We start from the raw sequence: 16,211 nt of genomic DNA, 5'->3' as shown, positions 1-16,211 counted from the left end.
CCCGTTCTCTATGCAGTAAGGGATACCAGTCCCCCTTTGTTAGGAAATTAGGATACCGAATCAAATAGAATACATTTTTAAAAATCGAGAGTCGCACCAAGGGCGGAGTCTACCCTTTTTTAGGGTGCTAAGGTAGTAGAACCATCTTTATTTATAGAAAAGCTTGATCGTTCATAAAAATCATCAGAATTGCAATTGTTTATTGCTTGTTTCTGATGATTTTTTTGATAGTTACGCAAAGATATTCAGGGTATGAATAATTCGGGTTTACCTCTTGCTCATCCAAAAGTTACATGTTGAATAAGTCCGCATGACTGCCTGTATCAGATAAAGTTAGAGTTAAGACATCGTCCTCAATAAGATAAATCAAAAGCCAATCGGGTTTTATATGGTACTCTCTGAAACCAGCATAAGATCCTTTTAGTTCATGATCTCGGTATTTTTCGTCTAAAGAATGTCCCAATCGAAGTTGCTCAATAACTTCATCTAGTAGATTCAAGTCTACTCCACGTTTTATCATACGTTTATAACTTTTTTTTGAAAGCAGATGTAAATTTCAGATGATACATTTAAGACTCCAAGGATTTTTTTTAATCAGTTAAATTATCATATGAAGCAACAGATTGATCACGAGAAATGAGCTTCGCTTCTTCCATTGCTTGAATTGTACTCTGTGAATAATTTGGAATCTCAACAGTAAAAGGAAGACCCCCACGCAAAAGACATTGACGTAAAAAGATATTGACAGCGCTAGACATATCTAAGCCTAAATCGCTAAACAATGAGGTTGCCTGAGTTTTTACAGATTCATCAATTCGAATTTGAGTCGGTACGTTTGCCATTTGATATACCTCCTTTCAAATGAAATCTTACTACAAATGGTATACATTGTCAATTGTTTGTGTTGTTTTTTAAAAAATTGATATTTACCTTGAAATGGCTATCCTGAGGTAGTGATGAGACCTGAGGAAGGTAGCAAGGGGTAGACTCTAGTGAGAGCGTATTCCAATCTATAATCCCTTTTCAGTTGATATAGCCAAATCTGTTATACACTGGTACTGATCATCAGGTTCTATCTACAAGCTTCTTTCCACTGACTCCAGCATCGAGTAATTCTTGGAGGTTATGAATCAAATCGATCCACAAGAATGGCAACCTGGCTATTATAGGGTTGAAGAAAGGCAAGGATTAGTGTATGCTAATTTTCATGTAATGATAAGGGAATTTGGTCCAATATCACAGATGAGGAGTCGAATTCCGCAGAATGAAAGTAATCAGAAAGGAAATCACATGGCAACAATTCAATGGTTCCCAGGGCACATGTCTAAGGCACGACGCCAGGTACAAGAAAGTTTAAAGTTTGTGGATTTTGTCACGGTTTTGGTAGATGCACGTTTGCCGCTATCCAGTCAAAATCCTATGTTGACAAAAATTGTGGGGGATAAGCCACAATTACTGATTCTTAATAAGGCAGATCTAGCAGACCCACAGATTACACAAGAATGGCGGTCTTATTTTGAGAAGCAGGGAAAAACGGTGCTGGCTCTTAATTCCAAAGAGGCTTCCAGTGTCAAAAAAGTTACCGAGGCATCAAAATCTCTCATGGCTGCTAAATTAAAGCGACAAGAAGAACGCGGAATTCGCACACAAACCCTTCGGACCATGATTATCGGTATTCCAAATGCAGGGAAATCGACCTTAATGAATCGTTTAGCGGGTAAAAAAATAGCGGTGACAGGCAATAAACCAGGTGTTACCAAGGGCCAACAGTGGTTGCGGACCAACAAGGACTTGGAAATTTTAGATACACCTGGAATCCTTTGGCCTAAGTTTGAAGATGAGACTGTAGCTTTAAAACTAGCCTTGACGGGTGCGATCAAAGATCAATTACTTCCAATGGACGAAGTAACAATTTTCGGACTTGATTACTTTAAGACTTATTATCCCGAACGTTTGCAGGAACGTTTTCCAAAACTTGATTTAAGCTTGGAGACTCCAGAATACATTATGGATGGAACCAGTCTCTTAGGGTTTAGAGATGATTATGACCGCTTTTATCAACTTTTTGTCAAAGAGATTCGAGACGGCAAACTAGGTCGTTATACCCTGGATCGAGTGGGTGACTTAGATGGCGACGATTAAAGAAATTCAAACCTTATTACTTGGGGTGGACCGCTTGGACAACCCTCTTTTCCTGGATTTACAAGAAGACTCCCGACAAGGGGTTCAAAAACTTCTTCAACAAAGAAGAAAGCAGTTGGAAGCAGAACGAGTGGAACAGGAGCGCTTGGAAGCTCTAATGAGCTTAGAGAAGGACTTGTACTCTCAGGGAGTTGAATGGATAGCCGGAGTAGATGAGGTTGGTCGTGGTCCTTTAGCGGGGCCAGTCTTGGCTGCGGCAGTCATTTTGCCACAGACCAGCCGGATTCGGGGAATCAACGATTCTAAAAAATTATCCAAAAAGAAATTACTAGAAATGTACGATACGATCAAAGAAGAGGCAGTGGCGATTGGGATTGGGCGTGTTGAAGCCGAAATCATCGATCAGGTCAATATTTATCAAGCGACAAAGATAGCCATGAAGGAAGCCATTCAAAACCTTGGACTAGTTCCAAATCATCTATTGATTGATGCCATGAAATTGGATCTAGCCGTCGAGCAAACTAGTTTAATCAAGGGAGATGCGAGAAGCCAATCGATTGCTGCAGCCAGCATCATCGCCAAGGTAGAGCGCGATCGCCTGATGGAGGCCTATGATCAGGAGTTTCCTGGTTATGATTTTGCCAACAATGTCGGTTATGGAACACCGAGTCACCTAGCCGGTCTTCGGCAATTAGGGCCAAGCCCCATTCATCGAAAGACCTTTGCTCCCGTCAAAGATTTTTAATTTTTTTGCCGCATTTGCGAATAAGCAGATGAGGTGAGAAATAATGAAGACATTTGACATATTTTATTTACGGAAACTCGGCTTAAGCAATGCTCAGATTCGAAGGATTATGGATTATGAGGCGGAAAAAGGAGAAGAAGAAGTGCTCCGCAATCGGCTTGTAATCTCAGGTTGCAAAGAACCCTTTGAACGCTTGCAGAGGGCCCAAAAATGGGACCACGGGTCCATACAGGAAGAATTTCACTCTTGTCCTTCTATAGGAATGTCCGACCCTGCCTACCCAGCTCCTCTAAAAGAAATCTATGATCCTCCACTTGTTCTCTTCTATCAAGGAAATTTAGAGCTTCTACAATTACCAGCTTTAGCGGTTGTTGGGAGCCGAATGGCTAGCCCGTACGGACTCCAAACTGTCAACAAAATTATCCAAGAACTCAAAGGGAAATTAGCGATAATTAGTGGCCTGGCCAGGGGAATTGATACAGCAGCCCATAAAGCGGCTCTCAGAGAAGGGACACCAACTATAGGCGTTCTAGGAACAGGCTTGGCTCATGCTTACCCACCAGAAAACAAACGGCTTCAAGAATACATGGGCCGTCACCAACTTCTGATTAGCGAGTATGGCCCTAAAGAAACTGCCAAACCCTATCATTTTCCCAATCGGAATCGTATTATCGCAGGCTTGGCTACAGCCGTCTTGGTAGCAGAAGCCAAAGTTCGATCTGGAAGCCTGATAACAGCAGACCGCGCTCTTGAAGCAGGACGTGAAATCTATGCCATTCCAGGCTCCATTTTATTAGAAAGTCATGAAGGCTGTCACCAGCTATTGAAAGAAGGCGCCCACTACGTCTCATGTGGTTTAGACATTCTTAGTGATTTAAACATAACTTAAAGTTCTCCTATAGAAAAACCTAATTGTTGACAGGGGTATGAAAATAGAGTAAACTTGTCCCAGTTTAAATTGATACTCATTAAATTTCAAAATCTGACGTTGTCAAGCCTCTTCGGTGAACCTTAAGTTCTACCATCATCGGCTTTCCTAGTCATCTTTTTGAAATTTTTCGAGTATTCCGATTTAGAAGTTAGTTAAGTATGAATTGAAAGGTGAAGAGCTTGGTTACGAAAACAAGGAAAAAAACCACTCCAAAGAAAAATCTAGTCATTGTCGAATCGCCCGCCAAGGCCAAAACGATTGAAAAATACCTTGGTCGAAACTACAAGGTGATGGCGAGTGTCGGGCATATTCGAGACCTCAAAAAATCGTCGATGTCCGTCGATTTTGAAAACAACTATGAACCTGAATACATCAACATTCGCGGAAAAGGGCCACTCATTAACGACCTTAAAAAAGAAGCCAAAAAAGCTAAAAATGTCTTCCTAGCAAGTGACCCGGATCGCGAAGGAGAAGCCATTTCTTGGCATCTGGCCCATATCCTGGACTTAAATCTTGAGGATAGCAATCGCGTTGTCTTTAATGAAATTACCAAGGATGCGGTTAAGAGTGCCTTTAAAGAGCCACGGCAAATCAATATGGACTTGGTCGATGCTCAGCAAGCACGACGAGTTCTAGACCGTATTGTAGGGTATTCTATCTCACCAATCCTTTGGAAAAAAGTTAAAAAAGGTTTATCAGCAGGCCGCGTCCAGTCTGTTGCCCTAAAATTGATTATCGACCGAGAAGCTGAAATCAATGCTTTTATCCCAGAAGAATATTGGACGCTTGACTCAGTTTTTAAAAAGGGCAACAGACAGTTCCAAGCTTCCTTTTATGGAATCAATGGGAAAAAGAAAGAACTGAAAACCAACGAAGATGTTCAAGAGGTCTTAGGTCTACTCAAATCTGACGAATTTGATGTAACCAAGGTTGAAAAGAAAGAACGTCGCAGAAATGCACCTCTTCCTTACACAACCTCATCCCTTCAGCAAGATGCAGCGAATAAACTGAATTTCCGTACACGAAAGACCATGTCAGTGGCTCAGCAATTGTACGAGGGGATTAAAATATCCGGTGGGGTCCAGGGGCTTATTACCTATATGCGTACGGATTCTACACGGATTAGCCCGGTTGCGACCAACGAAGCCGCCAACTTTATCACAGAGCGCTTTGGAGGTAACTACTCCAAGCATGGAAGTAAGGTGCGAAATGCTAGCTCGGCTCAGGATGCCCATGAAGCCATTCGTCCTTCCAATGTTCATTTGACACCTGAGTCCATCGGCAAATACTTAGATAAAGATCAGCTTAAACTCTACACTTTGATCTGGAATCGCTTTGTCGCTAGTCAAATGACAGCCGCTGTTTTTGATACCATGAAGGTCAATTTGGAACAAGCTGGCGTTCGTTTCACAGCTAGTGGAAGTCAGGTTAAATTTGATGGTTATCTAGCTATCTACAACGATACCGACCGCAATAAAATGTTGCCAGAAATGGAAGTTGGAGATAAGGTTAAACGTATTTCCAGTAAGCCTGAACAACACTTTACCCAACCACCAGCCCGCTATTCAGAAGCAACTCTGATTAAAACACTGGAAGAAAATGGAGTCGGACGCCCATCGACCTATGCACCCACAATCGAAACGATTCAAAAACGCTACTATGTTAAACTCGTTGCCAAACGTTTTGAACCAACAGAATTGGGAGAAATCGTCAACAGACTCATTGTAGAATTCTTCCCAGATATTGTGGACGTCCACTTTACAGCCGACTTAGAAAAACGCTTAGATGACGTTGAGATTGGCCAAGAAGAGTGGCAAAAAGTCATAGACCAGTTCTACCAACCCTTCAAGAAGGAAATTGGGAAAGCTGAAGAAGAAATGGAAAAAATCCAAATCAAGGATGAGCCGGCTGGTTTTGATTGTGATGTCTGCGGCAACCCCATGGTTATCAAGCTAGGTCGTTATGGAAAATTCTACGCCTGCAGCAATTTTCCAGATTGTCGCAACACCAAAGCTATCGTCAAAGAAATTGGGGTCACCTGTCCTGAATGTCAGAAAGGACAGGTCATTGAGCGTAAGAGCAAGAAAAATCGCATTTTCTATGGCTGTGATCGTTATCCAGACTGTGAATTTACTAGTTGGGACAAACCAGTAGGTCGGACCTGTCCAAAATGTCAGGGAACTCTCGTTGAAAAGAAAGTCCGTGGTGGAGGCAAGCAGGTTGTTTGTGTGAACGGGGACTACGAAGAAGCAAAGGTTAAATAATGTATAAAACTACCCATATCAATGTTATCGGAGCCGGTCTTGCCGGCAGTGAAGCAGCCTATCAGATTGCCAAGCGTGGCATCCCTGTTCGGCTTTATGAAATGCGGGGACCTAAAAAGACACCCCAACATAAAACAGACCAGTTTGCGGAGTTGGTTTGTTCCAATTCCCTAAGAGGAGATGCCCTAACCAATGCGGTAGGACTTCTCAAAGAAGAAATGCGTCGATTGGATTCCATTATCTTAAAAGCAGCGGAATCCACCCGCGTTCCAGCTGGTGGAGCCTTAGCCGTTGACCGGGAAGGTTTCTCCCAAGCCGTGACAGAGGAACTGTCCAATCATCCACTCATTGAAGTCATTCGTGAAGAGATTCAAGAATTGCCAGAAGATGAGATTACGATTGTTGCGACAGGTCCCCTCACTAGCGATGCCTTAGCAGAGAAAATTCATGCGCTGAATGGTGGCACTGGCTTTTACTTCTATGATGCGGCCGCTCCCATTGTTGATGTCAACACCATCGACCACAGCAAGGTTTACCTAAAATCTCGCTACGACAAAGGAGAAGCAGCCTATCTCAATGCCCCTATGACCAAAGAAGAATTCATGGCCTTCCACGATGCCTTGGTCCATGCAGAAGAAGCTCCTTTAAATTCTTTTGAAAAAGAAAAATATTTTGAAGGCTGTATGCCCATTGAAGTCATGGCTAAAAGGGGAATTAAAACCATGCTTTACGGTCCGATGAAACCAGTTGGACTGGAATATCCAGATGATTACGAAGGTCCGCGTGATGGTGAATTTAAGACCCCTTATGCAGTAGTGCAACTTCGCCAAGACAATGCTGCGGGCAGTCTGTACAATATCGTAGGTTTCCAGACCCACCTCAAATGGGGGGAACAAAAACGGGTTTTCCAAATGATTCCTGGATTGGAGAATGCAGAATTTGTCCGGTATGGGGTTATGCATCGCAATTCTTACATGGATTCTCCTAATCTCCTCAGCCCAACCTACCGTTCGAAAAAACAGCCCAATCTCTTTTTCGCTGGGCAAATGACTGGTGTTGAAGGCTATGTAGAGTCAGCCGCATCTGGCTTAGTAGCCGGAATCAATGCTGTTGCCCTCTTCAGGGGTGAAGAAGAAGTTCTTTTCCCACAAACGACAGCCATTGGCAGTTTGCCACACTATATTACTTCAACCGACAGCAAGCATTTCCAACCGATGAATGTTAACTTTGGGATTATCAAGGAACTGGACGGACCACGAATTCGTGATAAGAAGGAACGTTATGAAAAAATTGCAGAACGTGCCTTGAATGATTTAATTCCTTTCCTTGAAAAGTAAGGACTCCGAGACCTAGTCTCGGTTTTTTTGTATGCGATAGGAAAATTTATTGAAAACCTTCAAAAATATATGTACAGTCCTAGGCTTTTGTGGTATACTGATTTAAATTTTGAATATAGAGAGTTTTCAGACAATGAATCATTCTTATTTTTATTTGGACATGCATACGCATGAATTAGAGGTCCCTTATTCAGGTGAGGGGCGCCGCATTCGAGTTCTCCTTCCAAAGAACTATGAGCAAGACGTGGAGCGCTCCTATCCAGTTGTTTACTTTCATGATGGGCAAAATGTCCTCTATAGTAAAGAGGCGTTTAGTGGCTATTCTTGGAAGGTTATTCCAACGATTAAACGAAACCCAGATATTGATCGAATGATTGTGGTTGCTATTGACAACGATGGAGAAAACCGCATGAATGAGTACTCTGCTTGGAAGTTTCAAGGAGGCATTATTCCAGGAATTAGCTTTGGTGGGAAAGGTATTGAGTACGCTGAGTTTGTCATGGAGGTTGTGAAACCTTTTATTGACGAACATTACCGTACTAAGCCTCAGAGAGAGTACACTGCCATGATTGGTAGTTCCCTTGGTGGAAATATTACCCAGTTTATGGGGTTAGCTTATCAAGATCGAATTGGTTGTCTAGGAGTTTTCTCCTCAGCCAATTTCCTCCATCAAGAGGCCTTCAACCGTTATATTGAACGGATGCCAATGGAGGCGCCTCAACAGATTTACATCTATGTCGGAACCCAAGAAGATGACGAGACGGATAAGAGTTTAATTGGAGGCAATATTAAGCAAGCCTACGTTAGCTCTTCCATTCGATACTTTAAGGATCTGATTCGAATGGGGCATGATGTAGACAATCTGGAATTGGTGATTCAGACGGATGCTGAGCACAATGAAATTGCTTGGGCTGAGCAATTAGGAGATTGTTTCCGATTCTTAAGCCGTTTTTGGCATGATTAGTAAAAGGAGAAGATTATGAATATCGAAAATCTTGTACATTGGAGTCATGAATTAGGGCGTGATATGCACATGAACCGCTATGGACATGCTGGGATTCCAGTTATGGTTTTCCCCTCTTCCGGTGGAAGTCACAATGAATTCTATGATTTTGGAATGATCAATGCCTCCCAACGTTTTATTGATGAGGGAAAAGTACAATTCTTTACTGTCTCAAGTATTGATAATGAAAGTTGGGAAGCCAATTGGAAACCTGGTCACGATCGTGCCTTAGCGCACCTAGCTTATGAACGTTATATCATTCAAGAAGCAGTACCTTTTATTAAATACTTGGCAAATTGGGAAGGGCCATTGATGACTTCTGGCTGTTCCATGGGGGCTTATCACGCGCTTAACTTCTTCTTGCAGCATCCAGACGTTTTCCAAAAAGTCATTGCCTTGAGTGGTGTCTATGACGCTCGTTTCTTTGTCGGAGAATATGGAGACGACAAAGAAATTTACCAAAATTCTCCAAGCGATTATATCTGGAATCAAAATGACCCATGGTTCCTAGATCATTACCGTTCTGCTGACATCATTGTCTGCACTGGTCTGGGGGCTTGGGAACAAGATGGATTGCCATCCTTCTACAGCTTGAAATCTGCCTTTGAAGAGAAACAAATTCCCTCTTGGTTTGATGTTTGGGGCTATGATGTAGCTCATGATTGGGATTGGTGGCGGATTCAAATGCCCTATTTCTTAGAAGCACTTGATTTATAAAAGGAGAGGGATTATGAACTATATCGTTATTTCGCCTTATTACCCACAAAACTTTCAAAAATTCTCCCTTGAGTTGGCTAAGCAGGGGGTCAATGTGCTTGGTATTGGTCAGGAGCCTTACGATCAACTTGGATCAGACCTTCAGGGAGCTTTGACAGAATATTTCCGGGTCAGTGATTTGGAAGACTTGGATGAAGTTAAACGTGCGGTGGCCTTTCTTTTCTATAAACATGGACCAATCGACCGCATTGAATCCCAAAATGAATACTGGTTGGAGCTTGATGCAGAACTTCGCACACAATTCAATGTCTTCGGACCTAAAAATGAAGATATTGAGAAAACCAAGTATAAATCAAAAATGAAAGAAATCTTCCGTTCTGCTGGTGTTCCAGTTACTCCAGGACGCGTCGTGACAAATGAAGCCGAAGTAGAAGAAGCAGTTGAACGCTTAAGTCTTCCATTGATTGCTAAACCAGATAATGGCGTGGGGGCAGCAGCTACTTATAAATTGGAAGAACCAAGATCTGTGCGTGAATTCCTAGAAAACTGGGATCAATCTGTTGCATATTTCTTGGAACCATTTGTAACAAGCACTGAGATTTGTACCTTTGATGGTTTAGTTGATGCTAATGGTGAGATTGTCTGGTCAACTTCTTTTGATTATACCGATACACCGTTGAATATCCTGATCCACCAAAAAGGAATTGCTTATTACACACAAACGGAAGTAGATCCATTACTCCGTCAGTACGGAGAAGCAGCGGTCAAAGCATTTGGTATGAAAGAGCGCTTCTTCCACATCGAGTTCTTCCGTAACGGCGATGACTATATTGCCATTGAATACAATAACCGTCCAGCTGGGGCCTTTGCCATGGATGTTTATAACTTTGGTTATTCACGTGATCTGTTCCGTGATTATGCGAGTCTCGTTGCAGGACATGGTTTTCCAGAGGCAGATGGCCCACTAAACCATGCACTGGCGGCTACACGTCGAGATGAAAAGAACTATCAAGTATCCAAAGAAGAACTGCTAGAGCGTTATGCTGCCAATTTGAAAGCGAATGTTCGTATGCCTGAAGCATTTGCAGCTCTTCAAGGAAATGACATGTTTATTTTCACTTCTGATGATATTGAGGTAATTCACAATATCATTCATGATGTCGAGGCGCTAGCTGATTAATTTTTCAAAAAAAACAAACCCAGGTAATGCTACATAAGCCTATTATCTGGGCTTTTTTTAGGTTTGCTAGTTATCTTTTGACAGGGCTTTCAAGACAAGGTAAAATAGAAGATGTAAGTTTGTGAAAACAGAAAGGTGAATATATGGAAAAACTAGACAAGAGCCTTTTACTGGATATGTTCCGTAAAATGGAAGAAATCCGTCGAATGGATTTAAAAATAGCTCAACTGGTTAAAAAGGGGAAAGTTCCAGGCATGACCCACTTTTCCGTTGGTGAAGAAGCTGCCAATGTTGGGGCCATGGCCGCCCTAAATCCAGATGATCTCATCACTTCTAACCACAGGGGACATGGACAAGCCATCGCAAAAGACATTAATCTGAATGAGATGATGGCAGAAATTCTGGGGAAATACACCGGAACCTGTAAAGGAAAAGGGGGGTCCATGCATATTGCCGATTTAGATGCAGGAAACCTAGGAGCCAATGGTATTGTTGGAGGTGGAATGGGAATCGCAGTTGGAGCTGCCCTAACCCAACAGATGAAAGGAACCGATAAGATTGTCGTCTGCTTCTTTGGAGACGGCGCAACCAACGAAGGAGTCTTTCATGAAGCCGTAAATATGGCCTCCATTTGGAAGTTACCGGTTATTTTTGCTTGCATCAACAATGGTTATGGAATCTCAGCAGACATCAAGAAAATGACCAACGTAGAACATATCTACCAGCGGGCTGCGGCCTACGGTATTCCAGGTCTTTTTATTGAAGATGGAAATAACGTCTTGGATGTCTATAAAGGCTTCCAAGAAGCCGTGGAACATGTTCGTTCTGGAAAGGGACCTGTATTAATCGAAAGCGTCACTTATCGTTGGCTCGGACATTCCTCATCTGACCCAGGAAAATACCGGACACGGGAAGAAGTAGAAGAATGGAAGAAAAAAGATCCAATTGAAAATCTACGGAACTATCTCCTTGAAAACCAGATTGCTAGTGCTGAAGAGTTGGAAGAAATCCAGGCTCAAGTAAAAGAAGCCGTGGAAGAGTCTGTTCGATTTGCTGAAAACAGCCCATTGCCACCATTAGAATCAGCTTTTGAAGACATTTACGCCGAATAAGAGAGGACAAAAATAATGGAAACAAAACTAATGTCATTTCGGGATACAATTATCCTAGCCATGTCTGAAGAAATGCGCCGAAATCCAGATGTTTTCCTCATGGGTGAAGATGTCGGGATCTTTGGAGGAGACTTTGGTACTTCAGTAGGTATGTTAGAGGAGTTCGGACCAGAGCGGGTTCGAGATGCTCCTATCTCAGAAGCTGCGATCTCTGGAGCTGCAGCCGGTGCAGCCATGACAGGTCTTCGCCCGATTGTGGATATGACCTTTATGGATTTCTCTGTTATTGCCATGGATGCTATTGTCAACCAGGCTGCTAAAACCCGCTACATGTTCGGTGGAAAAGGTCAGGTTCCAATGACTGTTCGCTGTGCTGCCGGGAATGGAGTTGGTTCCGCGGCCCAGCACTCCCAATCACTTGAAAGCTGGTTTACGCATATCCCAGGACTCAAAGTTGTAGCGCCGGGAACGCCAGCGGATATGAAAGGCCTCCTTAAAGCCTCCATTCGTGATAACAATCCAGTCATTATTTTAGAATACAAATCTGAATTTAATCAAAAAGGCGAAGTTCCACTAGATCCAGATTATGTCATTCCTTTAGGCAAAGGAGAAATTAAAAGAGAAGGAACCGATGTTACAGTCGTGACCTATGGCAAAATGTTGCGTCGTGTTCTCCAGGCCGCGGAAGAATTAGCTGAAACAGGAGTTTCTGTCGAAGTGGTTGACCCACGGACTCTCGTGCCACTAGATAAGGAAATGATCATCAATTCTGTCAAGAAAACAGGTAAGGTCGTTCTCGTTAACGATGCTCACAAAACAAGCGGTTTTATTGGCGAAATCTCTGCCATCATAGCTGAATCAGAAGCCTTTGATTATTTAGACGCACCAATCCGCCGCTGTGCGGGTGAGGACGTCCCAATGCCTTATGCCGCAAATCTTGAAAATGCGATGATTCCAACAGTCGAAAGCATCAAAGAAGCAATTCTCAAAACTGTAAACAAAGAATAAGGAGAAGCAATGTCTGACGAAAAACTAAGAGCAACTCCTGCAGCTCGTAAATTGGCAGACCAACTAGGGATTAATCTCTACGATGTTGCTGGAACGGGAGCCAAAGGACGAGTCCACGAAGAAGATGTGGCCCTACATAAGGATACACATGTTGTTCGGATCTCACCTCTAGCGAAACGGATTGCCCTCGAGCATAATATTGCTTGGCAAGAAATTCAAGGTACAGGTGTTAACGGTAAAATCATGAAAAAAGATGTGTTAGCCCTTCTACCAGAAAACCTCGAGGCAGGAACAACCAAGTCTCCTGCTCAAATTGAAAAAGTCGAAGAAGTTCCAGATACGCAAACAGAATGGGGAACCATCGAACGCATTCCAATGTCGCCAATGCGGAAGGTCATTGCCCAACGCATGGTAGATTCCTACCTAACAGCACCAACCTTTACCCTCAACTATGAAGTTGATATGACGGAAATGCTGGCCTTACGGAAAAAGGTACTGGATCCTATCATGGAAGAAACTGGTAAAAAAGTAACGGTAACGGATTTAATTTCCCTTGCTGTTATCAAGACCTTGATGAAACACCCCTATCTCAATTCGAGTTTAACGGAAGATGGACAAACCATCATTACACATGACTATGTAAATCTAGCTATGGCTGTTGGAATGGATGGCGGACTTTTGACACCGGTTGTCTTCAATGCGGAAAAAATGTCTCTATCCCAACTTGTTGTAGCCTTTAAAGATGTTATTGGTCGGGCACTCGATATGAAATTAGCCCCTAGTGAATTGCAGAACTCAACCTTTACCATCAGCAATCTGGGAATGTTTGGGGTACAATCATTTGGTCCTATCATCAACCAGCCCAATTCAGCCATTCTTGGTGTCAGTGCAACAATTGAGAAACCAGTGGCTTTAAATGGTGAAATTGTCATCCGCCCAATGATGAGCCTTGGTCTCACAATTGATCACCGCGTTGTCGACGGGATGGCAGGTGCTAAATTTATGAAGGATTTGAAAGATCTTATAGAAAATCCTATTTCAATGTTAATTTAAAAGGAGTAAAGAATGGCCTTAGAAGTAATTATGCCTAAAGCCGGTGTCGATATGACAGAAGGTCAGATCGTCCAATGGAATAAAAAAGTAGGAGAATTTGTTAAAGAAGGAGAAGTTCTCCTCGAAATCATGACAGACAAAGTCAGCATGGAATTGGAAGCTGAGGAAGATGGCTACCTTATTGCTATTCTCAAAGGGGATGGAGAAACGGTTCCAGTTACAGAAATTATCGGTTATCTTGGTGCTGAAGGCGAAAATATCCCAACAGCTTCTGCAGAAGCTCCAGTTGCTGAAAGTCCAATTACCCCACTTGCTCAAGATGACTCTGGTAAGAGTGAAGATGCCTATGATGTCGTTGTCATCGGTGGTGGTCCAGCTGGTTATGTTGCAGCGATTAAGGCTTCTCAACTTGGTGGTAAAGTGGCTATTGTGGAAAAAACAGCCCTTGGTGGCACCTGTCTAAACCGTGGCTGTATCCCAACGAAAACCTACCTCCACAATGCTGAAATCATCGAAAGTCTCGGTCATGCAGCTGATCGCGGCATCTTGGTTGAAAACCCAAGCTTTACCGTCGATATGGACAAGGTTGTGGCGACCAAAGATAAGGTCGTAGCGACTTTAGTTGGTGGAGTTAGTGGTCTAATGCGCTCTTACGGTATTGACGTCCACATGGGTGTTGGAACCATTACCAAAGATAAGAATGTCCTTGTGGATGGTAGTACCCTCCTCGAAACCAAGAAAATCATCCTCGCCGGAGGCTCCAAAGTCAGCAAGATCAACATCCCAGGCATGGAATCTGACTTGGTTATGACAAGTGATGATATCCTTAACCTCAAGGAAGTTCCAGAACACTTGGTTGTCATTGGTGGTGGAGTTGTCGGAATCGAGTTAGGACAAGCATTCATGACCTACGGTTCAAAAATAACGGTTATTGAAATGACAGACCGCATCGTTCCTGCTATGGATAAAGAAGTTTCTAAGAACCTTCGCCTCATTCTCGAACGTAAAGGCATGACCATTCATACTGAAACGAAGCTAGAAGAAATCATCGAAGAAAATGGCAAGCTCCGCATTAAAGTTTCAGGTCAAGAGGACATCCTAGCTGATAAGGCCCTGCTTTCAATCGGACGTGTTCCAGATTTAGAAGGTATGGGTGAAGTAGACTTCGAACTTGAAAATGGCCGTATCAAGGTCAATGAATATATGGAAACATCTGTTCCAGGTATTTATGCTCCAGGGGACATCAATGGAACCAAAATGTTGGCCCATGCAGCCTTCCGAATGGGAGAAGTAGCAGCTGAAAATGCTTTGAAAGGCAACCATGCCGTAGCTAAACTCAACCTAACTCCTGCTGCTATTTACACCTTACCAGAAGTAGCAGCTGTTGGATTAACAGAAGAACAGGCACGTGAACAGTATGACGTTGCAATTGGTAAATTCAATTTCGCTGCCAACGGACGTGCTATCGCTTCCGATGCTGCTCAAGGATTTGTTAAAGTCATCGCAGATAAGAAGTATGGTGAAGTTCTCGGTGTCCATATTATCGGACCTGCCGCTGCAGAGTTGATCAACGAAGCTTCAACCATCATCGAAATGGAAATCACGGTTGAAGAAGTACTTAAAACGATTCATGGTCACCCAACTTACTCAGAAGTCATGTATGAAGCCTTTGCAGATGTTCTCAATCTAGCTGTACATGCACCCAAGAAATAGGAGACTTCATGAAATATATTGTTAATGAAAGTAATGACACAGCTTTTAATATTGCACTGGAAGAATATGCCTTTAAGCATATGCTTGATGAAGACATGATTTTCATTCTATGGATTAACAAACCTTCTATTATCGTAGGACGCCACCAGAATACCATTGAAGAAATCAACCGCGACTATGTTCGAGAAAATGATATTGAGGTCGTTCGACGTATCAGTGGTGGTGGTGCCGTATACCACGACTACAACAACCTCAACTACACCATCATCTCCAACGAAAATCAAGATAAACTTTTTGATTTTAAGAGTTTCTCTATTCCTGTTATCAATACTTTGGCCGCACTAGGAGTCAAAGCAGAGTTTACAGGTCGCAACGATTTAGAAATTGATGGAAAAAAATTCGGGGGAAATGCCCAAGCCTATATCAATGGTCGAATTATGCACCATGGAGCTCTTCTCTTTGATGTAGACTTATCTGTCTTAGCGAAGGCACTTCAGGTTTCTAAACATAAAATTGAATCCAAAGGTGTAAAATCCGTACGTGCTCGCGTTACGAATATTGTTGACGAATTGGAAGATAAAATTTCTGTCCTTGAATTCCGAGATCTCTTATTAGACTATATGAAAAAAGAGTATCCTGAAATGGTTGAATATACGTTTTCCGATAGCGAATTAGAAGAAATTCGCCACATTCGAGATACAAAATTTGGTAACTGGGATTGGAACTACGGAAAATCCCCAGAGTATAATATCCGTCGTTCCATTAAATTCCCAAGTGGTTTGGTAGATGCTTATATCAATGTAGTTGAATCACATATTGGCTCTATCAAAATTTATGGAGATTTCTTTGGTATTGAGGATGTAGCTGCAGTAGAAGAAGCTTTGATAGGTCTCGCCTATGAACGAGAAGCTGTTGAGCAAAAACTGACTGAACTGGATTTGTCACGCTACTTCGCAGGAATTTCAGCACAAGAAATTGCTGAGGCCATTGTCGAATAACTTGATGT

Annotated in this window: 14 protein-coding genes and 1 pseudogene; 13 read left to right on the top strand and 2 right to left on the bottom strand. The window is 42.6% G+C overall.

From position 1 onward, the window contains the following. Window positions 1-289: 289 nt before the first annotated feature. A pseudogene (locus I2503_RS04810) lies at window positions 290-569 on the bottom strand (type II toxin-antitoxin system YafQ family toxin). 21 nt (window positions 570-590) lie between these two features. Further along, window positions 591-842, bottom strand: coding sequence for a type II toxin-antitoxin system RelB/DinJ family antitoxin (locus I2503_RS04805; protein WP_196967217.1), 252 nt, complete (start codon window positions 840-842; stop codon window positions 591-593). A 448-nt stretch (window positions 843-1,290) separates the two neighbouring features. Between I2503_RS04805 and ylqF the strand changes: the two genes are divergently transcribed. From ylqF to I2503_RS04740, 13 genes are all read left to right on the top strand, one after another. Further along, window positions 1,291-2,142 carry a ribosome biogenesis GTPase YlqF gene (gene ylqF / locus I2503_RS04800; RefSeq protein WP_196967216.1) on the top strand — a complete coding sequence of 284 codons (852 nt, stop codon included), beginning with the start codon at window positions 1,291-1,293 and terminating at the stop codon, window positions 2,140-2,142. Further along, window positions 2,129-2,887 (top strand): ribonuclease HII, encoded by a 759-nt coding sequence (locus tag I2503_RS04795; protein WP_196967215.1) that lies wholly within the window; start codon window positions 2,129-2,131, stop codon window positions 2,885-2,887. Before ylqF ends, I2503_RS04795 begins: the two co-directional genes overlap by 14 nt. A gap of 43 nt (window positions 2,888-2,930) precedes the next feature. Beyond that, window positions 2,931-3,776, top strand: a complete 846-nt coding sequence (dprA, locus tag I2503_RS04790) for a DNA-processing protein DprA (RefSeq protein ID WP_196967214.1) — start codon at window positions 2,931-2,933, stop codon at window positions 3,774-3,776. Window positions 3,777-3,988: 212 nt separating this feature from the next. Continuing rightward, complete coding sequence (gene topA / locus I2503_RS04785) at window positions 3,989-6,082, top strand: type I DNA topoisomerase (RefSeq protein ID WP_196967213.1); 2,094 nt, start codon at window positions 3,989-3,991, stop codon at window positions 6,080-6,082. Further along, a complete protein-coding gene (gene trmFO / locus I2503_RS04780; RefSeq protein ID WP_196091521.1) occupies window positions 6,082-7,419 on the top strand; it encodes a methylenetetrahydrofolate--tRNA-(uracil(54)-C(5))-methyltransferase (FADH(2)-oxidizing) TrmFO in 1,338 nt (445 codons plus the stop codon). The genes topA and trmFO overlap by 1 nt, the downstream gene beginning before the upstream one ends. 133 nt (window positions 7,420-7,552) lie before the next feature. After that, window positions 7,553-8,383: an alpha/beta hydrolase-fold protein gene (locus I2503_RS04775; RefSeq protein ID WP_196967212.1), complete on the top strand. Its 831-nt coding sequence runs from the start codon at window positions 7,553-7,555 to the stop codon at window positions 8,381-8,383. Window positions 8,384-8,398: 15 nt separating this feature from the next. After that, window positions 8,399-9,139 carry an alpha/beta hydrolase-fold protein gene (locus I2503_RS04770; protein WP_196967211.1) on the top strand — a complete coding sequence of 247 codons (741 nt, stop codon included), beginning with the start codon at window positions 8,399-8,401 and terminating at the stop codon, window positions 9,137-9,139. Window positions 9,140-9,152: 13 nt separating this feature from the next. Beyond that, window positions 9,153-10,319, top strand: coding sequence for a carbamoyl phosphate synthase large subunit (locus I2503_RS04765; RefSeq protein WP_196967210.1), 1,167 nt, complete (start codon window positions 9,153-9,155; stop codon window positions 10,317-10,319). A 143-nt stretch (window positions 10,320-10,462) separates the two neighbouring features. Further along, a complete protein-coding gene (locus I2503_RS04760; protein ID WP_196967209.1) occupies window positions 10,463-11,431 on the top strand; it encodes a thiamine pyrophosphate-dependent dehydrogenase E1 component subunit alpha in 969 nt (322 codons plus the stop codon). Window positions 11,432-11,446: 15 nt separating this feature from the next. After that, a complete protein-coding gene (locus I2503_RS04755) occupies window positions 11,447-12,439 on the top strand; it encodes an alpha-ketoacid dehydrogenase subunit beta (RefSeq protein WP_196091526.1) in 993 nt (330 codons plus the stop codon). 9 nt (window positions 12,440-12,448) lie between these two features. Continuing rightward, window positions 12,449-13,492, top strand: a complete 1,044-nt coding sequence (locus tag I2503_RS04750; protein WP_196967208.1) for a dihydrolipoamide acetyltransferase — start codon at window positions 12,449-12,451, stop codon at window positions 13,490-13,492. 12 nt (window positions 13,493-13,504) lie between these two features. Then, complete coding sequence (gene lpdA / locus I2503_RS04745; protein WP_196967207.1) at window positions 13,505-15,205, top strand: dihydrolipoyl dehydrogenase; 1,701 nt, start codon at window positions 13,505-13,507, stop codon at window positions 15,203-15,205. 8 nt (window positions 15,206-15,213) lie between these two features. Continuing rightward, window positions 15,214-16,203, top strand: a complete 990-nt coding sequence (locus I2503_RS04740; protein ID WP_196967206.1) for a lipoate--protein ligase — start codon at window positions 15,214-15,216, stop codon at window positions 16,201-16,203. Window positions 16,204-16,211: the final 8 nt, after the last annotated feature.

This window comes from Streptococcus sp. NLN64, assembly GCF_015831295.1.
Taxonomy (GTDB): Bacteria; Bacillota; Bacilli; order Lactobacillales; family Streptococcaceae; genus Streptococcus.
Note: the sequence above shows the minus strand (reverse complement) of the source record. Positions and strands in the feature narration are given on the sequence as shown.